Annotated in this window: 17 protein-coding genes, 1 tRNA gene and 1 pseudogene; 14 read left to right on the top strand and 5 right to left on the bottom strand. The window is 40.4% G+C overall.

The window, feature by feature from the left end:
- The first annotated feature begins 731 nt into the window (after positions 1–731).
- The 6 genes and pseudogenes from rsmA to RMY16_RS21570 all read left to right on the top strand — a co-directional run bounded on the left by rsmA (position 732) and on the right by RMY16_RS21570 (position 4,377).
- Positions 732–1,574 carry a 16S rRNA (adenine(1518)-N(6)/adenine(1519)-N(6))-dimethyltransferase RsmA gene (rsmA, locus tag RMY16_RS21590; protein WP_322738098.1) on the top strand — a complete coding sequence of 281 codons (843 nt, stop codon included), beginning with the start codon at positions 732–734 and terminating at the stop codon, positions 1,572–1,574.
- Between the two features lie 73 nt (positions 1,575–1,647).
- Positions 1,648–2,601, top strand: a complete 954-nt coding sequence (gene ispE, locus RMY16_RS21585; RefSeq protein ID WP_322738097.1) for a 4-(cytidine 5'-diphospho)-2-C-methyl-D-erythritol kinase — start codon at positions 1,648–1,650, stop codon at positions 2,599–2,601.
- 197 nt (positions 2,602–2,798) lie between these two features.
- A complete protein-coding gene (locus tag RMY16_RS21580) occupies positions 2,799–3,128 on the top strand; it encodes a DUF3082 domain-containing protein (RefSeq protein ID WP_292739837.1) in 330 nt (109 codons plus the stop codon).
- Between the two features lie 55 nt (positions 3,129–3,183).
- Positions 3,184–3,280: pseudogene (locus tag RMY16_RS33095) on the top strand (indole-3-glycerol-phosphate synthase TrpC); the annotation flags it as partial.
- A 243-nt stretch (positions 3,281–3,523) separates the two neighbouring features.
- Positions 3,524–4,135 carry a sporulation/spore germination protein gene (locus tag RMY16_RS21575; RefSeq protein ID WP_322738096.1) on the top strand — a complete coding sequence of 204 codons (612 nt, stop codon included), beginning with the start codon at positions 3,524–3,526 and terminating at the stop codon, positions 4,133–4,135.
- Positions 4,136–4,305: 170 nt separating this feature from the next.
- A tRNA-Gly gene (locus tag RMY16_RS21570) sits at positions 4,306–4,377 on the top strand.
- Between the two features lie 157 nt (positions 4,378–4,534).
- On the opposite strand, the gene RMY16_RS21565 is transcribed toward RMY16_RS21570, so the two are convergent.
- Positions 4,535–6,283, bottom strand: a complete 1,749-nt coding sequence (locus tag RMY16_RS21565; protein WP_322738095.1) for a hypothetical protein — start codon at positions 6,281–6,283, stop codon at positions 4,535–4,537.
- Between the two features lie 649 nt (positions 6,284–6,932).
- Here RMY16_RS21565 and RMY16_RS21560 point away from each other — a divergent pair.
- Together RMY16_RS21560 and RMY16_RS21555 are read left to right on the top strand one after the other, a co-directional pair.
- The gene (locus RMY16_RS21560; protein ID WP_322738094.1) at positions 6,933–8,159 is read left to right on the top strand and encodes a succinate--CoA ligase subunit beta; all 1,227 of its coding nucleotides are present in this window, start codon (positions 6,933–6,935) and stop codon (positions 8,157–8,159) included.
- A 398-nt stretch (positions 8,160–8,557) separates the two neighbouring features.
- Positions 8,558–9,439 (top strand): CoA-binding protein, encoded by an 882-nt coding sequence (locus tag RMY16_RS21555; protein WP_322738093.1) that lies wholly within the window; start codon positions 8,558–8,560, stop codon positions 9,437–9,439.
- 342 nt (positions 9,440–9,781) lie between these two features.
- On the opposite strand, the gene RMY16_RS21550 is transcribed toward RMY16_RS21555, so the two are convergent.
- The 4 genes from RMY16_RS21550 to cysK form a co-directional block, all read right to left on the bottom strand.
- Positions 9,782–10,870 carry a HAMP domain-containing sensor histidine kinase gene (locus RMY16_RS21550; protein ID WP_322738092.1) on the bottom strand — a complete coding sequence of 363 codons (1,089 nt, stop codon included), beginning with the start codon at positions 10,868–10,870 and terminating at the stop codon, positions 9,782–9,784.
- A 5-nt stretch (positions 10,871–10,875) separates the two neighbouring features.
- Positions 10,876–11,586, bottom strand: coding sequence for a response regulator transcription factor (locus RMY16_RS21545; RefSeq protein ID WP_322667944.1), 711 nt, complete (start codon positions 11,584–11,586; stop codon positions 10,876–10,878).
- Between the two features lie 99 nt (positions 11,587–11,685).
- On the bottom strand, positions 11,686–12,381 hold the full coding sequence (locus RMY16_RS21540) for an NYN domain-containing protein (RefSeq protein WP_322667943.1): 696 nt from the start codon (positions 12,379–12,381) through the stop codon (positions 11,686–11,688).
- A gap of 580 nt (positions 12,382–12,961) precedes the next feature.
- On the bottom strand, positions 12,962–13,921 hold the full coding sequence (cysK, locus tag RMY16_RS21535; RefSeq protein ID WP_322738091.1) for a cysteine synthase A: 960 nt from the start codon (positions 13,919–13,921) through the stop codon (positions 12,962–12,964).
- Between the two features lie 1,018 nt (positions 13,922–14,939).
- Here cysK and RMY16_RS21530 point away from each other — a divergent pair.
- From RMY16_RS21530 to RMY16_RS21505, 6 genes are all read left to right on the top strand, one after another.
- Complete coding sequence (locus tag RMY16_RS21530) at positions 14,940–15,362, top strand: hypothetical protein (protein WP_322738090.1); 423 nt, start codon at positions 14,940–14,942, stop codon at positions 15,360–15,362.
- A 35-nt stretch (positions 15,363–15,397) separates the two neighbouring features.
- Positions 15,398–15,685 carry a hypothetical protein gene (locus RMY16_RS21525; RefSeq protein WP_322738089.1) on the top strand — a complete coding sequence of 96 codons (288 nt, stop codon included), beginning with the start codon at positions 15,398–15,400 and terminating at the stop codon, positions 15,683–15,685.
- A 2-nt stretch (positions 15,686–15,687) separates the two neighbouring features.
- Positions 15,688–15,999 (top strand): hypothetical protein, encoded by a 312-nt coding sequence (locus RMY16_RS21520; protein ID WP_292753940.1) that lies wholly within the window; start codon positions 15,688–15,690, stop codon positions 15,997–15,999.
- Positions 16,000–16,331: 332 nt separating this feature from the next.
- Positions 16,332–16,694, top strand: coding sequence for a hypothetical protein (locus tag RMY16_RS21515; RefSeq protein WP_069068421.1), 363 nt, complete (start codon positions 16,332–16,334; stop codon positions 16,692–16,694).
- Between the two features lie 148 nt (positions 16,695–16,842).
- Positions 16,843–17,850: an LLM class flavin-dependent oxidoreductase gene (locus RMY16_RS21510; RefSeq protein ID WP_322738088.1), complete on the top strand. Its 1,008-nt coding sequence runs from the start codon at positions 16,843–16,845 to the stop codon at positions 17,848–17,850.
- Complete coding sequence (locus tag RMY16_RS21505; RefSeq protein ID WP_322738087.1) at positions 17,840–18,214, top strand: hypothetical protein; 375 nt, start codon at positions 17,840–17,842, stop codon at positions 18,212–18,214. The genes RMY16_RS21510 and RMY16_RS21505 overlap by 11 nt, the downstream gene beginning before the upstream one ends.
- Positions 18,215–18,443 lie beyond the last annotated feature (229 nt).

Raw genomic sequence — 18,443 nt, 5'->3', positions numbered from 1 at the left:
TGTTAAGCATACCGCCAGCGTTCATCCTGAGCCAGGATCAAACTCTCCGTTTTGTTGTGTTTCGAGTTTGTGGCTCCGAAAAAAATATTTCCCGGAATCCTATCTATAATTTCGATTAACTTTTTGGGGAATCCCAAAAATAAAATCTTTTGACGAGGATTGGTTTTTTCTTAAGCTTTCAAAGTATTATGTTTTTCAGGTTCAGCGGTGGTTGGCTTCTTTTGCCTTTCCACTTAACTAGAGTAACTAGTCATCCCCTAGTTTGTCAAGGGGTAAATTTATTTTTTTTCTAAAAGGGCAAATCGCTTGACTGGACTTGCTTTCAGGTTAATGGGTTAAGCAACAAAAGGAAGACGAGAACGAAGCGGCTAAACCTGACTGTGTGAATAATGGATATTGCTTGTCTCTAAATGGGATCTGATGCAGGTTGAGTGATTATAGTTAATGATTATAGAAAAAGGCACGAGGTAGTCTTGCTAGAGCGATTTGTCCTGAATCCAAATGCTCGAACGAACGATATATATATAGTTATTGTGGAGCTTGCGGTTTAAGACTCCATCCTACAGGTAACGTTTATTATATGGACATTAACGCGATCGCCATCACTACGTTCGTGGAGGGTTTGAAAGAGAAGATAGGCGTTACAGTGAGTCTGACACTGTAAAGGGGCTTCAAAATTTATAATGAATTTTTGAGAAAAAGCTAAAAAATAGACTAGGCAAGAAATACAGATGATCCGACCGCGTAAGGTCTTTGCTCAACATTGGCTCAAAAGTGAAAAGGCACTCGACGCAATTATTAAAGCAGCAGAGTGTACAGAAAGCGATCGCTCCCCCAAAGGCGATCGCGTTCTGGAAATTGGCCCTGGAACTGGCATTCTGACTCGTCGTTTATTACCCTTAGTGCAATCTTTAGTTGCAGTAGAAATAGACCGCGATTTATGCCAACTGTTGTCAAAGCAGCTTGGGAAGAATGAAAATTTTTTACTGCTGCAAGGCGATTTTCTGACTCTAGATTTACCATCTTATCTGGCAGCCTTTCCCAATTTCCTAAAACCGAATAAGGTAGTAGCCAATATTCCCTACAACATTACAGGGCCAATCATTGAGAAACTACTGGGTACAATCGCCAACCCTAACCCTGAACCATTTGACTCAATAGTGTTGCTAGTACAAAAAGAAGTAGCAGAAAGGTTCTATGCTAAATCAGGCTCAAAAGCTTTTGGGGCATTGAGTGTACGGGTACAGTATTTGGCTGAGTGTGAGTTAATCTGCACAGTCCCAGCGGCCGCATTCCATCCACCGCCAAAAGTCGATTCAGCAGTGGTGCGATTGCGCCCCCGAAAAATAGAAATACCAGCACTTAATCCCCGACAATTAGAGAATTTTTTAAAGTTGGGATTTGGTGCCAAGCGCAAAATGTTACGAAATAATTTGCAATCAGTTATAGAACGTGATCGCTTGAGCCACTTACTGGAACAATTAAAAATAAATCCCCAAGCCAGAGCCGAAGACCTCAGCGTTCAGCAATGGGTAATTTTAGCAAATGAATTGGGAGTAGGGAGTAGAGAGTAGGGAACAAGGTAAATTTTTTCCATTCCCCTTTCTTTATTCCCCATTCCCCATTTCCCATTCCCCACTCCAAAAAATGCGTTCTTACAGTCTAATTGCTCCTGCTAAAATCAACTTATATCTGGAAATTATTGGCGATCGCCCTGATGGTTATCACGAGTTAGCCATGATACTTCAAAGTATCGGGCTTGCAGACCAAATTGATGTGCGTTCCATTAGCACTGATACCATTAGGGTTCATTGCAACCACCCACAAGTACCGACAGATAAAAGTAATCTGGCATACCGAGCAGCAGAATTAGTGGTAAGGCAATTTCCTGAAGCCTTTGCTAAATATGGGGGTGTTGAGATTACCGTCAACAAGCAGATTCCTGTAGCTGCTGGATTGGCTGGAGGTTCGACGAATGCAGCAGCTGTGTTGGTGGGGATAGATTTACTGTGGAAGTTGGGGTTAACTCAGTCAGAATTAGAGGAGTTGGGAGGTACACTCGGTTCAGATGTCCCATTCTGTGTAGCGGGTGGAACTGCGATCGCAACAGGTAGGGGTGAGCAACTTTCTCCTCTGCCGAGTTTAGATAACATATATATAGTATTGGGAAAATACCGGAGTCTGGAAGTTTCCACCCCTTGGGCATATAAAACATATCGACACCAGTTTGGTAATTCTTATATTAGAGATAGCGGCAACTTGGCAGCGCGTGCTAATGCAGTTCATTCAGGAGCAATAGTAAAATCTATTCTGGATAAAAATACGAGAGAAATTGCCCAAAAATTGCATAATGATTTAGAGCGCGTGGTATTGCCAGCCTATCCGCAAGTCTTGCGGTTGCGAGAAGTATTTGCTAATCAGGAAGGCGTTTTAGGAACAATGATGTCTGGTTCTGGGCCAACGGTATTTGCTCTTTTTGAGTCACAACAGCAGGCAGAACTAGTTTTGCGGCAAGTCAGGGAAGCAATTGTTGATGAAGACTTAGAATTGTTTGTGACTCGGACAATTACACATGGTATTCAGGTGGCATCGTCAATTTAAATAAATCTTTATCGTTAATGGAGTATGGGAAATAAGCTGATGAGCTTTTAAGTTGCATAGTTCAAATCACTAAAAAAATGCAAAGATGCAATTTTAATAATGATTAGTTGAGAATAAAAATTGTTCCTAATGCTGCAATCCAAAATCTAAAATCGTTCAACTGAGCGCTCACAACAAAGTCTAAAATCTAAAATATTATGAATGACCAAAATCTAACGCCGCAAACAGATGCTAAAGAATCGGTGACAGCTAGCCCGTTACGCTGTTTTACTGGGGCGGTGATTTCTGGAGGAATGGGATTTGCAGCGTATTCGCTGATGATTGCGATCGCGACAAATTTTGCTAGTAAACCGATCCATTCAATCAATCCATTGGTGGTAAAGATTTCTTCTGCTGTCCGCACTCTGGTTGTTGGTGTAGTTGCTTTAGGTAGCGGGATTTTTGGTATAGTGGCAATTGGTTTATTGGCTTTGGGAGTACAATTATTAGTACAGCAATTGACTAAGCAAAAAAGTAGTGAAAACTAGTAATTTGCTTTGAATCAGTAATCTAAAAGCACAAGTTTTTCTAAGGCAGGACAACTTACCCATACTGTACAAGGAGTTGATTTTACTCTTGCCAAATTTATTTAGTACAAGCCGCAGGCGTAGATGCAGTGCTACTGGTTGCAGCAATTCTCTGGTTTACTGTATCCCTACTTGTTTTAGTCAAGCTTTTTGGAATTGACATAGACACAAAGCGGCTTGTCGTCAGACATCGCTCCTTGAATAGAAGATGTTGTAATTTTGGTAAATAGTATAAAATTTGACTTTAAAAGATTTCGGGTTGACACTTTATAGACTGGCTCAATATTCACAAATTTATACGGAATTGATACCAAAGACACTGAAATCGATAACAACATCATTTATAAGCAAAATTTATGAACACAATCAAGAGATATTTTTTACCCCCTATTTTTGTGACAATGGTTTTGAGCCTCGGTAGTTGTAGCTCTAACCCGACCGCAGGTAATATTGACAGCGCAACCTCATACCCTACCACAGCACCAGCACCAACGAATAGCCTACCTTCTCAGTCTCCCAGCCAAATTCCTAGCGTAGCTCAGTTAAGAGAAAAATCTCCTAATCAAGAATCTTCTAAGGAAAATACGCCTTCCTCATCAACTTCTAAGGTTGCCACTGCCAAAACAACTAGCGTAACACTATACACAAGTGATACTCAGTGTCAAAAATTAATTCCAGAAAAGGTTTCAGTACCAGCCGAAGAACCAGTGACAAATGTAGTGAGTAAAATCTTAGAAAAACGAGATACAAGCGACTTTAGCTTGTCTGGGTATCGTGTCAACATTAAAAATGGCATTGCTACAGTTGATTTACGCATATCTCCTGAGTCAAAGCGGCAAATAACTTCTCTTTCTAGTTGTGAACAGTTTGCTCTGTTTGGCAGTCTCCGCAAAACCCTAACGAGCAATTCTCAATGGAATATTAAAGAGGTTCGCTTCACGGAGCGAGGCGAGGACATTGTTCTTTAGTTAAATATAGTAGTAAGTGCCGTCATCAGCTAGCTAAAAAGATTTTTCAATCTGAACAGCCGTATACTCATGCATCAGTATTTGCTAGAGTGGTGTATGTTCTAGGCAATTGAAAACAGCTGCAAATAGTGGTATATTTTATTTGACTACTAAGTTTATGTTAGCAATCTGCGGGTGTAATTCAGTGGTAGAATGTCACCTTCCCATGGTGAACGTCGTGGGTTCGAGTCCCATCGCCCGCTTTGAAAAATGTTGTACATCCTTAAATAGGAAAAAACCTGACATAATCCTTACTATGTCAGGGTTTTAGGTATTTGAAATCTGTGACAATATTTTGTTAAATTGACAAATAATTAGTTAATGTACAATTCATCCTTTATACTTCACTGGGGATACTACTTACCCGCCTAAAGTCCGCGTATAAATTACCTGACCTTGGGAATCATAAAGAAAAAGGGATAGATTGGCATTTTCACCAATTACGGCTAAGGCTTCGCGTAAGATTTGCAAGTGATTGGTAACATCAACAGCAGTATCCGAATTCTTAGAATAAGGATTGGCCAAGTTATTTTGCCTTATTTGGTCATACTCAGGGGTTAGTCTGACAATAATTTCTGCATTGTCCGTGCTAAAGGTGCAAATCTGAATTCCATTAGTACAGGTCTTATCCAAGTCAGTGCGAGTTTGTTGCAAACTACTAACAACTTGTAGTTTTTCTTGTGCTTGTTTGAGTGCAGCTGAATAGGGTTCGATGAGAGACTGAGCCTGAGTGTAGTACAAGCTATCTTGGGGAACTTTTTTAACCGTTTGCAAAGCCTGCTCCCAATATATCGCCGCTGCTTGCCATTGGTTTTGTTGTTCATAAACTTTGGCTTGCTTGGCAGTGCTAAAGGCCTGTTGGTAGGTTTTAATAGCTAATTGTTCTTTAGTAGCGCGATCGCGTACTAATACTAATTTAGGTTTATAGCCTACCAACAACTTTTGGGCTTCTTGGTATCCAACGCTATTTCGGGGAATAGTATTCAAGGTATTAATTACTACCAGCCAAGTAGACTGCGCCTTTTGCCAATCATTTAAGGATTTAGCAGTAGCTTCCCGTTTCTCGGCTGCAACGGCTACACCTTTTGCCGCTGTTAGTTTTTTCAGCCATTTTTCCTCAATAAATATCTGTTGATTTACAGCGTGCAAACGAACACGATAATTCAGTAATTTACCCTGCACCAGCCCATAGAGTTCACTACTCGAACTTATACTTTCTAGTGGCGCTATAGCCTGTCGCCATAAGTGTTGCCTGGTTTGTAATTCCTCTAAGCTAGATGCTGGAGTTTGAACTTTTTGTGTCGCCAAAGATCCCGTCTGCAAAGCTTTGACCACCTGATTGATTTTTTCTGCTCGTCCAGACAAACTTGCTTTTAGTTCCTGTGACAGCTGGTAACGAGGCGACCAACTAGGAATTACATTCAGGTCTGTGCTGGCTGCTGCAAGTTGCTGTTGTACAGCAACTAATTCTTTTTCAGACTTAGCGCGGCGCATCAGTTGCGGAGATTTTGTTTTTAATTGCTTGGCGTTTTGTATTTCTTGACACTCAGACATCACACAAGGGCGAGTCAATAAGTAAGCACCACCACCTAAAACTATAATTCCCACCAACACTGCACCCAGGAGGATAGGTTTAACCTGGAATCCTGGCTTTGAAGCCGACAAATTCGACACATCTGCAAACGGGTCAAAGAGTTCTTCTTCTTCGCTCTCATTGATTGATAAAGAATATGTCAGAGATGATGAGGGGGATATTACTTCCTCATCTTCTTGTGCTTCCTCATCTCCCTCTGCTACCCATCCCTCCGTCGGCTTCAACGCCAAGAAACATTTAGTATAAGGGAGTTGTTCGCCAAAAACTCTGAGGAAACATTGCACCCGCTGCTCTTTGTGGGGTGCTAAAGACTGAAGTACCTCCTCAATGACTGCAAAAATTAGTTGAGCATCAACGATTACATCTGACGCGTGTTGCGTTAAAATCATTAGCTCGCCTTTATTGACGACGCACTTAACCTCGAAGACTTCAGCCGTTGAGACTTCTACAAGTAATTGTTCTTGCAAAGTTTTGGCTAAAAGCTGTAAATCTTCCTGCTGGACTGCTACTTTCATAGAGCTTTCCCGCTGAACTTCTATATTGTTTTGATTATCTTTAAGGGGATGAAATGAACTTTTTAGGTTTGTTGAATGCAAATGCACAATTTAGCCAACCACAGCCTGAGAATCTGAACGACCAACTTTCTAACACAAATTCTGACTTTTCACCAAAAATTAAAAAAGGAAATATTGTTCGTAGCGATACATTTTTCCATCGCTAGATGCAAAATTAAATAATCTGTCCTCGGATATAAATTACAAATAAAAAATGGGAATAATAGAAGGTTTGAGTATTTTCACTGCATTACTTTGCGATAATTAAATTCACAAAAGCTGCTGCTTTGCAAAATTCTACTTGCAGAGCAATTTTTGCCAAATTATCTAAAGGTTAAGAAAAAGATGCTATGTCAGAGGGCTTTGACAAAAAAGCTAGTTATCTTCTATGCTGGGAAACTTGCTGAGGAGATTAATTATGTGTTGTGGCTCTGCCACAAACAAGTTAACTATCAAAATTAATATGCTTCATTTGCTCAATTCGATAAAATTGATCCGTGAAAAATAATTTTTTATAGCTGCAAAAAGGTTAATTCTGCAATAAAGGTGCTGCAAAATATCAAGACAGGAATAACCAAAATCTTGGAAAGTGTCAATATAAGGTGTATCAATGGATTTATTAGAGTACCAAGTTAAAGAATGGTTTGCGAAGATAGGCATTCCGGTATTGCCTTCACAACGAATTGACCATCCTACAGATTTAAAACGGTTAAAAATTCGCTTTCCAATTGTACTGAAATCTCAAGTCCACGGAGCAGAACGGGCAAAAGCGGGTGGAGTCAGGTTTGCCCAAACGACTATCGATGCGATCGCAGCAGCTCAAAATATCTTTAGTTTACCAATATGGGGCGAATTGCCGGAAGTTGTACTGGCAGAATCTAGATACGACGCCAACCAAGAATTTTATCTAGCAGTAGTTTTAGATACAGCTGTCTGCCGACCAGTACTTTTAGGTTGCAAAGAAGCAGACATCGATTGGGAATCAGCTGGGGAAAGAATGCACTACGTTGTTGTGGAACAGGAATTTTCGCCATTTTATGCGCGAAGATTGGCTTTGAAAATGGGTTTGCAAGGGACGCTGATGCAGTCAGTAAGCAGCGTTGTGGAGAAGATGTACCACTTATTTGTCCAAAAAGACCTGGATTTAGTCGAAATTAATCCCTTGGCAGTCAGTACTACTAGTCAAGTTATGGCTCTTAATGGTAAAGTCAGGGTCAACGAACGGTCGATCAAGCGTCATCCCGATCTTGCCGAGATGGCAGCAAAAATTATCAGTCGTCATACCACTACTGAAATCAATGGTATTTTGGGCGACTGGGATGGTGTGCAAATGCATGGAAAAATCGGTATTTTAGGCAATGGTACTGGTTCAGTGATGGCAACTTTAGATTTAGTTGCGAATGCTGGTGGCAATCCAGGTGTTTGTTTGAATCTACGTCATGCTTTCCTTACAGATACTACACCAACTACCTTCCGCGATCGCCTAGAAACAGGTTTGAAAATGCTAGAGGCTGATAAAAGCATTCAAGTAATACTGATTAACTTTCTGGGTAGCATTCCGCAAACTGAGGAAGTGGCTGAAGTTATAGCTAGAGTTGTGCAGCAAGACAACAGCGAACTTCAATCACAAGTTGTACGTTCTAATGGTAGTAAGGTTCGGCGAGAGCTTAATTTTCCATCCTTAGTTGTCCGTCTTGCGGGTTCCGAATTTAACACTGCGAGAAAATATTTGACGACACTAAAAACCCACACCGATGCGCTTGTTGTGGTAGAAAATTTAGATGAGGCAGTGGCAGCAGCAGTTCTCCTTGCTAAACCAACGGTTAATAAAAGATAGTGAATGTCATTTTGTTCCAATCCAAAAATCAAAAATTATTAGTTTTTACCGTCTGGTATAAATTGTTTAATTTAATGCTCAAATTAAGTACAGCTTTGCTTTCTGGAACTAAATTCTATAAACTGTTCCACATTTTAATTGCATAAGCTGGGTGGGCAAGATGCCCACCCCACAAGAGTTATATTTAATTCGATTATGCAAATTAGATGTTTTTTAGCTTAATACATTCAAACTGGATATTCCTATCTAGAGGCGCGTTTTCTCACTTTTGAAGCACTCAGCTTCCAGACTAATTTTTGGAATTTCAGTAAAAATTGAATCAATACGACACTGTAAATGTGTCGTTTTTATGCCCAGTATTTTAAGGCGCTGGGTTGCCAAATTTACGGTAATTTTTTATGAACCTAACGCCAGAAAGTAAAGTTTTAATTCAAGGCTTTTGTGAATTTATATCAAGCACTCATGTCGCTCAAATGAAAGCTTATGGCACGAATTTAGTAGCTGGTGTTAATCCTGGATGCGGCGGGCAGGAATTGCATGGACTGCCAGTACTTGATTTAGTAGAGGAAGTAACAGAACAATTTGGGGCTATTGACACGACGATTATTTGTGTAGATCCTTACGACGTGTTAGATGCGGCATTAGAAGCGATCGCATCTAATATTTGCCAGATCATTATTATTACTGCTGGCGTGCCGCCTTTGGATATGGTGCAATTACTCCGCAAAGCCGAAGCTTGTGAAACTTTGGTAATCGGGCCAAATAGTCCGGGGATCATCGTACCGGGAAAAATTCTCTTAGGGACTCAACCCAGCGAATTTTATACCCCTGGAAGAGTGGGTATCGTTAGTCGTAGCAGCACCCTCACCTATGAAATCGCCTATGAACTAACAAAAGCAGGTTTAGGGCAGTCGATTAGTGTCAGTATTGGTAGTGATGCGATCGTTGGTTCCTCGTTTTTGCAATGGCTGCAAATTCTCGATGAAGATGAAACCACAGAAGCGATCGTTTTAGTCGGTCAACCTGGCGGTGGTAGTGAAGAAGCAGCCGCGCGTTATATTGCTGAGGCAATTGATAAACCAGTAATTGCCTACATTGCAGGAAGACTTGCACCACCAGGAAAAAGTTGGCGTCAAACCGGGACTTTAGCAACAGTTATCGGCCGCGATCCTAACTTTGGCACAGCCCAAAGTAAATTAGCTGCTTTAAAAGAAGCGGAAGTTCCAGTAGCAGAACGTCCTTCTCAAATTCCAGAATTATTGCGAAAGGAAATTAACTAATTACTAATACTTCTCTACGAGACGTTGCGCCAACGACTACGCTCAGGACAAGCTCGTAATTCAATTTTTAACTACGAATTACGAATTATTTTGATTAGTCAATCTTGGGAACGATTTTGAGGGAACAGGTAGGCGATCGCAGCATAACCCGAAGCACTGAGTAAACTAACCAAAAAAGCAGCCAAAATAAAAGTAGACATAATGTTATACTCTATGCATTTCTAAAATCCTGGCATTCATCAACAAGCTAGAATTTTGGATACTTTCAAATTAGCAATTGGGTATGACACAGCCATGACTACCTTGTGTCAATCCCTCAGACTCAAAGTTTTTTAGCTCAACTCAAGCCAAAGGCAGAAAAAACCGAAACGTACTGCCAACTCCCAATTCGCTTTCTACTTGAATTTGACCGCCTTGTAATTCAATCAAACGACGGGAAATAGTTAAGCCAATACCAGTGCCTCCCGAATGGCGATCGCGCGATTGGTCAGTTCGCCAGAAACGCTCAAACACATGAGGCAAATTTTCTGGAGCGATACCAATGCCTGTATCACTAACCGCAATGCAGAGTTGAGATGCTTCAGCCTCAACAGCAATGGTAATTGAACCTTCGTTAGTATAACGAACTGCATTACCTAGCAGATTAACTAATACCTGTTCCGTGCGGTCAATATCTGCCAATACAGGAGGTAGCACAGATGGACATTGCAAGAGCATAACTGGCCCATCTTCCAATAGTTGGTCGGTAAATTTCTCCACTAATGACTCTAACAATGGACGCAAATTTACCCTTTGGATATTAATTGGTAGATAACCTGCTTCTGCCTTAGATAGTTCTTGTAAATCGTTCACCAACCGCTCTAAGCGCCTAGTTTCTTTAGCTAAACGCCGATAGATTTCAGGAGACGCTTCAATTTCCCCATCAGCCAGTTCTTCCAAATAACCGCGCACCACAGTTAATGGTGTACGTAGTTCATGGGTCATGTCTCCAATTACTTCTCGCCGCCGCGCTTCTACCCCTTCTAAACTAGCAGCCATTCGGTTGAAACTAGCACTAAGTCCACTGAGTTCTGGAATATCAGACACAGGTAGTCGTGCATCCATTTGACCAGCAGCAAATTTTTGGGTGATTTGTTCCATCTCGGTCAATCGCTGCATAATCCGTCTGGACACCCAGTAACTCAATCCTCCGGCGGCGGTACTACCGACTAAGACTGACCAAATAGTGCTGCGCTGCCAAGCAAGTTCAAATCCTGTAACCAATTCAGCACGGACATCAATTAAGTTGAACCCCTGATTTTCTAATCCTTCCAAATGCAAGACAAATAAGCGGGGAGAAGAGATTTTACTGATGCTCACCAGACTAGCTACCCCCACGATCATTACTACTAAATGGGAGAAAAATAGGCGCCCTCTCAGCCCCATCTTCATAACATTTACGCTACCAGAGGATCTTCAAATTTATAGCCCACGCCAACAACAGTTTTTATAAAAGTTGGATTTGCCGGATCGGGTTCAATCTTTTTTCGCAACCGAGCTACATGAGTATCTACAACTCGTTCATCGCCAAAAAAATTATCTCCCCAAAGTTTATCAATTAGTTGAGTGCGGTTCCAAACTCGACCAGGGTTACTGACAAAAGTGGTTAGCAAGTTAAATTCTAGAGTAGTTAAGTCCAAAATTTCAACTTCTTGAAAATTCATCTGGCGACTGGCAGTGCGCTGGTCTACATCGACAATAAAGTGTTGGGTACGATTGACTTGATGTTGTCCCCCTTGGCGGAGGCTACGCCGTAATAGTGCCCGCACCCTAGCTACCAACTCTCTGGGGCTAAAGGGTTTGACCATATAATCATCAGCACCAGTAGATAAACCAATGACGCGATCGATTTCTTCACCCTTAGCCGTGAGCATTAAAATATAAGGATCTTTTGTACCTGGTTTCTGGCGAATTCGGGCACAAACTTCCAATCCATCCAAACCAGGAATCATTAAATCTAGAATGATTAAATCCGGTGGTTGCTCTTGAAACATCCGCAAAGCATTTAGTCCATCGCGGCTAGTGCGACAAAAAAATCCTTCTTTTTCTAAAGAGAGTTCGATTAAACGAGCAATTTCTGGTTCATCTTCAACTATTAAAATATCCATCTGAAATATAGGGTCGAGCAAAATTGGCAGAGCAGGGACACGGGGACACGGGGATATCTTTACACTGCGTCCCCATGTCTCCCACTCTCCGTCTCTTCATTAGAGGTTTGAATTTGACGACGTGCGATAACTATAGCCAAGATTAGAATCTTTTTGAATGTGTGTTTTAATACTATCTAGATCAATGAAGCAGTCAGCAACATCAATCAAACTTTCACTAGTCGTTGTTTGCAAACTGACTACTTCCACCCGAACCCCCATTCTGCTGACAGCGTTCACAGCATAAGCTAAATCTCCATCGCCACTGACTAAAACCGCTGTATCATAGTAGGGAGCTAAAGTTATCATATCTACAGCAATTTCTACGTTCAGATTTGATTTTTTGAAATTCTCTGTTGGTACAACGAGTTCCTTTGCCACTACGCGATAGCCATTGCGACGCATCCATAAGAGAAAACCCTGTTGCTTTTCATTACTGATATCAACCCCAGTATAGAAGAAAGCACGCAATAGTCTGGAACCGCTGGTTAAATGACAAAGCAATTTAACGTAGTCAATTTCTATGCCGAGTTGTAAGGCTGTATGGAACAGGCTTAAGCCATCAATAAAAATCGCAACTCGACCACGATTTAAGTTATTCAAAATCAAACTATCAGGTGCAGGATCTCGCATCTTGGTATCTTTACCTTTGACAGCAGCATCGCTCAAATTTTGCCCTTGCCAATGTGGTTTCGCTTTGAGTACTTTAGATTCCTTAAATTCATTTCTTTGTTTGCTAAAATTAGTTATAATCATTGATACCTCTGATTTTAAAGCTGTAAAGGATTTTGACTAAATTTTCTATAGTATAGTCTGTACTGATTTATAACCTAGCAGGTAATGGTCTTAAGTCACTATATGCAGATAAAGTTAACTGGTGCTAAACAAGATTTAAAATAGACAGCACAAGGTTTTCACTATTGTTATGGTTGATTGAACGAGATATTGCTTCTGTCCACAGATATGTTAATCTTTACCCACGGAGACAGCAAGAGTTTCGATAAAATAAATCTTTTTGTCAGGGTAAGGGCTGTTTTTGTGAGGTCTGTATTGCACTCAACCCAGAAGCACTATGTCTATATTTGGGTAGGCACGAACTGTAAGACCTGTAATAGGGGCAACCCAAGATAAGCAAATTCCGCACAAGAATCCCACTGTTTTTAAGGAGAATGAGCGTAACAATATTTACGCAGTTGTGGGAGTGCCGAAGAGTTAGAAGCACTAATAACGTAATATGGGATGCGATCGCACTTCCAAAAGTAAGTTGTATTAATTTATATAAGAGCCAAATGAGAAGGACAGAGATGATTTGTTGTTCTCTTGTCCCCCTATTTGCTTAACGCACGCCAGCAGTTTCTAAAGACAAATCTTGAAACATGGGTGTGCTGAGATAACGTTCGCCAAAGGAAGGCTGAATCATCACAATTAAACGTCCGGCATTTTCTTTTCGTTTACCGACTTGAATTGCAGCGCACAAAGCTGCACCAGAGGATATTCCAGACAATAAGCCTTCTTCTTTTGCCAAACGGCGCCCATAAGCGATCGCTTGTTCATCGCTGACTCGAATTACTTCATCAACCAATTCTAGGCGAAGAACATCTGGGATAAATCCGGCGCCAATACCTTGAATTTTATGTGGCCCGGCTTCACCCCCAGAGAGGACTGGGCTATTGCTAGGTTCAACTGCGATCGCTTTAAAAGTCGGCTTGCGCTGTTTGAGTACTTCTGCAATCCCAGTAATCGTTCCACCAGTACCTACCCCAGCAATGACAATATCTACTTCCCCGTCTGTATCTGCCCAAATTTCTTCAGCGGTGGTTTCTTGGTGAACTTTGGGGTTAGCAGGGTTGCGGAACTGTTGCAGCATAAAAGCATTGGGAGTATTAGCCACAATTTCTTCGGCTTTGCGAATTGCTCCCCGCATTCCCTCAGTTCCTGGTGTCAACTCTAAAGAAGCACCATAAGCCCTAAGCATAGCCCGTCGTTCTTGGCTCATAGTCTCTGGCATCGTCAAAATTAACCGATAGCCACGCGCAGCTGCTACCATTGCTAGAGCAATTCCTGTATTACCAGAAGTAGGCTCAACTAAAATGGTTTTTCCTGGATAAATTGAGCCAGCGGCTTCTGCTGAGAGTACCATACTTAACCCAATGCGGTCTTTCACCGAAGCCGCTGGGTTCATGCCTTCTAATTTAACAACTATTCTTGCAACTACTCCCTCAGCTTGAGGAATTTTGTTCAGTTGAACTAAAGGAGTTCGTCCAATCAGTTCTGTTACGTCTTGAGCAATCCGCATTATTTAACCCCTAAAATCCTAAATATTAGTACAGAGTATTTACTTATAACAATAAGCTTTGATGTATTTATTTTGCCGTTTAATGCCAATAAATCCATATCCTATATATTTTAACTAAACCACAAAACATTAAAGTTTAGAAAGAACTTTTATTAGATGTCCCCATTGATTGCGACTTCAACAAACGGCTAGCTTACCACCCTTCTATTTTACCATTTGAGATTGCTGATTATTATCTCTTCAGTTAAGATTACTTTTTTTAATTCTGTATATATGAATAACTTTTTTCATTGTTTTCTATTTATTTTGAAAATCTAATTTATTTTCAAAATAATTAATTGCTTTTCCTCACTTGTTAGTCTATCTTTATCACAAGACATTAATATTTTTTTCTGAGTGCAGATTTTGTCAGTTCAAAATTGCATCTAAAACAGTCTTTAACCATTGCCTACATTGCTTTGAGATTGAGTGCAAAAACCCCAGAACCCCACCTCGAAAATACTAGAACCCCATCCAAAAAACACTAGCACCCATACCCCAATGAATTTTTATAAGACTTATCAGGTAGGGATTATAGGCTTTGAGTACTATTCTAATCAATTTAATAATCTTAACAGGGCTGGGGTAAACTGTTTGGTGGAGAGCGGCTGATATAAATCGTATAGGATTTACGCAGAGATTCCCCTCTACCCCCCAACATTCCTGAGCGAAAGCTTAGTGAACTAGGGGGGACTTCTTAATCTCCCTTTTGAGAGTAGGATGAAACCAGATTCCCGAATCAAGTGCGTTCTTTCTGACTAAATAATCCTATGTTTTGTGAAAAGGGTGGTAACTTTTTATTAGTCAGTAGTCAGTAGTAACGAGAAAAATAACTGGCAACTAATGATTGTAAAAATTACCGATTACACATATTTTAATATCAAAACTGTTTAAAAGGTAGAGATATATAACTACTTTAGATAAACAGTAAAAGATATTTTCTTACTGGGTGCATACTACCTAGCAAGGGAGAGCCAAGATGAAAGCCAAACTTTTAAATGTTTTTACAGTTTGCGTCGTTACCTTAGCAGTGCTTTCACCAGGACTAGTAGTATTTGGCATAATTTGGGAGCGACATCTGGAATTAGTAAAATCTCAGAATTTAGCTTACGAAGTTAACAACACAACTACAGATGCTCCCGCCTTGGCTCCCCAGACAGAGGGTACACATTCCCCTCAGACTAGCATTCAATCCTCCGATCGTAATGTGGTTCATCAAATGCTTGCTGTTGCTGAACAATATAAATTTGCCACTATCCTGCAATGGTTCTTCTTGTTAACCCCGATTTGTGTTGGGTTAGGGATTCTTTTTTACGACAGATATCTAGTTCATCGTGCTGCTGTTTTAAGAGAACAAGTTGAAATGTTGGAAAGACTGTGGCACCAAAGTATCGAACAGTAACTTATTCACAATTTACTAAAATCAAGAAAATTACCATGACAGACCAAGAACAACGCCAAAGCTTGTATTTTAATCTGATTGATGAGTTACTTAGATGTCCTAATGGTCAAGAACCAGAGATTTTGGAATCTAAGCCCGAATTGATTGATTCCGGTTTAGTAGAAACAATGTTACAAGTAGCTACTATGTTTGCCCATGAAGGCAATCAAGATGGTGCCAAATTTTTATTTTTTGTGGCGCGTGAACTAGCTAAAGAATTAGGTTTATACCCGGAAGTTACCAATACTGAAGTTGCAAATCCTGAAGTTGCAAATAAGGAGTAAAAATGTTGTTGACTTCAACGGATGCGGGACAAATAGCTTTAGAACTGCTCATGGCAGACTGGAATATTTCAGAAGAGAACAGAGAGTGGTTCACAATCTTTAGCTCTCGCCTGATTGGCGAGAGTTGGTACACTGTGGAACTAGGTATAGAAGGATTCCCTGATAGGTGGTTTATTCAAGTATATGACACTGGAGCGTGCGATCCAAACTATACATTTATTTCACCAATCCGGGGTTCTGAAGGATTTACGGACTTTGTAAATGTACCGGATATCATAGCAGAAGTCTTAGTTTGTGAACGCAATGCTCGTTAATAATTAACAATTCAAAAGTTAGAATTCAACAATAATTTGTAATTAAATCAAGACTTAGAGTCAGCGACCTCTAAAAGTTGTATTATTTATTATGGTTATGGTTCAAATCATAATTTATATATAGCATAATTACGTTGGCGAGTCTGCAAATATAATTACGAATTACAAATTACGAATTACAAATTTTTAATCTAAAGGTGCTTTACGCAAATTTGAGGTGATACCAAATGAGGTACACCTCTTTTTTTATATAGTATTTAAGTTTTTATTTAAGCTTAATCAGCTATTTTGTCATATTTAATTGATAAAATTATGTTATATTAAATAGCGTGATGGACGCTACAGAAATATCAGTTCCAATGATTGCTGAAGATATCTTAGCCAAAGAATTCACAAGAGTCGTCAACCATTACTACCCGCAAGTTGGAGAATTGCTGGATGGGTGTTATGTGAAAGTGATCACCTGTTTTTGGGGACGACCTGCTAGACGTTTGCAATATATAGGAATTTATTGCTCTGACGAAATGATTTCCTGTGTGCAAGCTCAAAAAGAAATACTCAGAGAAGTGGCAGACAACATGGGTTTAATCCAGGTTGTCTGTATGAATGCCAAGCGATTGTTGCGCGATCCGATGTCGAAGGTCAAAGAGAACAACCCACGCCTATGGTTGGAGTTGCAGTGGGTTGCAACTTAGTGATTCATCGCATTAATTGAGAGGGGTAAATGCTTTTGTAGAGAGGACTTTATTCCTCAAATATTTAAGCACTAAAGTGCTTACTACAAACCTATCGACCACTAGAATAATCAGCACCTACGGTGAATATAAAGTATCAACGCAAGTAATGAAAACTGGAATTTTCTGCAATTACGATAATTTTCACCAAGATGCTCGTCGTGCCATCTTTGAGCAAGTTGCACTGGTAAAACAGGCAGAAAGCTTAGGTTTTGAGGAAGCGTGGGTGAGTGAACACCATTTTAGTGAATCTAATCTCAGCCCGTCCATGTTAGTGTTAATGGCACACTTGGCGGGATTGACTTCAACTATCCAATTAGGCACTGCGGCGGTGTTGCTGCCATTCCATAACCCCATTAGGGTGGCGGAAGATGTTGCCACTTTGGATAACTTGTGCAATGGACGATTATTATTTGGAGTTGCCAAAGGCGGCCCCTTTCCTCAACAAAACAAGCATTTTGCGACACTCCCAAGTGAATCCCGTCCCAAGATGCTAGAGGCGATCGCACTGATTCAAAAGCTCTTATATGAAACTGATGTATCATTTAATGGGCGATATTATCAATGCGATCGCTTGACAATTTATCCGAAACCATTGCAGAGTAAAATACCAGTGTATGTTGCCACTGGTGGTGATGACGGTATCGAGCTTGCTGCTAAACATTCCTTCAGCTTGATGGGTGGGCCGCCATTTTCTTTAGAAAGATTGAAGGATACTGTTACCAAATATCGAGCCTTAAATTCTAGTGGTGCGGAAAAATTAGTGCTGGCACGCTTCTTTTTTATTGGCAAAACATTTGACGAGGCGGTGAGTGAAGCGTTACCTTTCGTTCGCAAATTTAGCCAAAAAATGAAAGCTAATTCGGCTGAATTATTGCAGAATAATCCGAATCCCAACCAAAAACCATTCGACCGCACAAATATTTGTTTCGATGAAGATTATTTGATTGAGAACTCAATTATCGGTGATGTGGAGACTTGTCGAGACAAAATCAAGAAATTTCAGGACGAATTAAATTTAGGTACGCTAGCACTCAAACCCTCGTCTGCGGATTTGCAAAAAAACCTAGAGAGTTTGACGCGCTACAACCAAGAGGTGCGAAATTATGTCTTCTAAACTATACTTGCTTCCTCCCGATGATTTACCTCCCGCTGAGGTAACTAAAGAGGATGGAATGCTGCAAATGGAGCTAGAACAGTCTGCTGGCAGATGCTTTTATCTAGCTTGCGATCGCATTACGCGAGTACTGTTATCTAATTGTCAATGGTATCTCACAACAAATGCTAACATCCTCACACTAATTATTGATTGCCCTGACTTAGTATCTTACTGGCATATTGTCAGCAATATTCCCCAGTTGGGTAATAGGTTAGAGCGGTTTGCTAGCAATGGTAAAATCCGCGTTTATCCGCCATTCGGTAAAGGAACGCCGTTTGAAATTAGCGTAAATGAAATATCAGCTTATCGAGATTGGCTTTGAGGTAAATAGAAACTGGGAATCATCTTTACCGCTGTCTAACACCCTGTACTTTTAAAGTGCAGGGTGTTGTATTTTATGATAGATAAAATCCCTTTTTTTAATGATATGCATTTATTTATCAAAGTAGAAATAACTACTAGAAATTAGGCTAATTTTTGTGTTTTGATACGGAAATATTTAGGCGATCGCAATGTCCATATTCATACCAATTTGAAAAAAGAATGTGACA

Source organism: Nostoc sp. DedQUE12b (genome assembly GCF_034530835.1).
In the GTDB taxonomy this organism is placed as follows: domain Bacteria; phylum Cyanobacteriota; class Cyanobacteriia; order Cyanobacteriales; family Nostocaceae; genus Nostoc.
Note: the sequence above shows the minus strand (reverse complement) of the source record. Positions and strands in the feature narration are given on the sequence as shown.

Bases quoted from the DNA above. Each gene is read 5' to 3' on its own strand.
- rsmA (WP_322738098.1), top strand. From the start codon at position 732: ATGATCCGACCGCGTAAGGTCTTTGCTCAACATTGGCTCAAAAGTGAA.
- ispE (WP_322738097.1), top strand. From the start codon at position 1,648: ATGCGTTCTTACAGTCTAATTGCTCCTGCTAAAATCAACTTATATCTG.
- RMY16_RS21580 (WP_292739837.1), top strand. From the start codon at position 2,799: ATGAATGACCAAAATCTAACGCCGCAAACAGATGCTAAAGAATCGGTG.
- RMY16_RS21575 (WP_322738096.1), top strand. From the start codon at position 3,524: ATGAACACAATCAAGAGATATTTTTTACCCCCTATTTTTGTGACAATG.
- RMY16_RS21565 (WP_322738095.1), bottom strand. From the start codon at position 6,283: ATGAAAGTAGCAGTCCAGCAGGAAGATTTACAGCTTTTAGCCAAAACT.
- RMY16_RS21560 (WP_322738094.1), top strand. From the start codon at position 6,933: ATGGATTTATTAGAGTACCAAGTTAAAGAATGGTTTGCGAAGATAGGC.
- RMY16_RS21555 (WP_322738093.1), top strand. From the start codon at position 8,558: ATGAACCTAACGCCAGAAAGTAAAGTTTTAATTCAAGGCTTTTGTGAA.
- RMY16_RS21550 (WP_322738092.1), bottom strand. From the start codon at position 10,870: ATGAAGATGGGGCTGAGAGGGCGCCTATTTTTCTCCCATTTAGTAGTA.
- RMY16_RS21545 (WP_322667944.1), bottom strand. From the start codon at position 11,586: ATGGATATTTTAATAGTTGAAGATGAACCAGAAATTGCTCGTTTAATC.
- RMY16_RS21540 (WP_322667943.1), bottom strand. From the start codon at position 12,381: ATGATTATAACTAATTTTAGCAAACAAAGAAATGAATTTAAGGAATCT.
- cysK (WP_322738091.1), bottom strand. From the start codon at position 13,921: ATGCGGATTGCTCAAGACGTAACAGAACTGATTGGACGAACTCCTTTA.
- RMY16_RS21530 (WP_322738090.1), top strand. From the start codon at position 14,940: ATGAAAGCCAAACTTTTAAATGTTTTTACAGTTTGCGTCGTTACCTTA.
- RMY16_RS21525 (WP_322738089.1), top strand. From the start codon at position 15,398: ATGACAGACCAAGAACAACGCCAAAGCTTGTATTTTAATCTGATTGAT.
- RMY16_RS21520 (WP_292753940.1), top strand. From the start codon at position 15,688: ATGTTGTTGACTTCAACGGATGCGGGACAAATAGCTTTAGAACTGCTC.
- RMY16_RS21515 (WP_069068421.1), top strand. From the start codon at position 16,332: ATGGACGCTACAGAAATATCAGTTCCAATGATTGCTGAAGATATCTTA.
- RMY16_RS21510 (WP_322738088.1), top strand. From the start codon at position 16,843: ATGAAAACTGGAATTTTCTGCAATTACGATAATTTTCACCAAGATGCT.
- RMY16_RS21505 (WP_322738087.1), top strand. From the start codon at position 17,840: ATGTCTTCTAAACTATACTTGCTTCCTCCCGATGATTTACCTCCCGCT.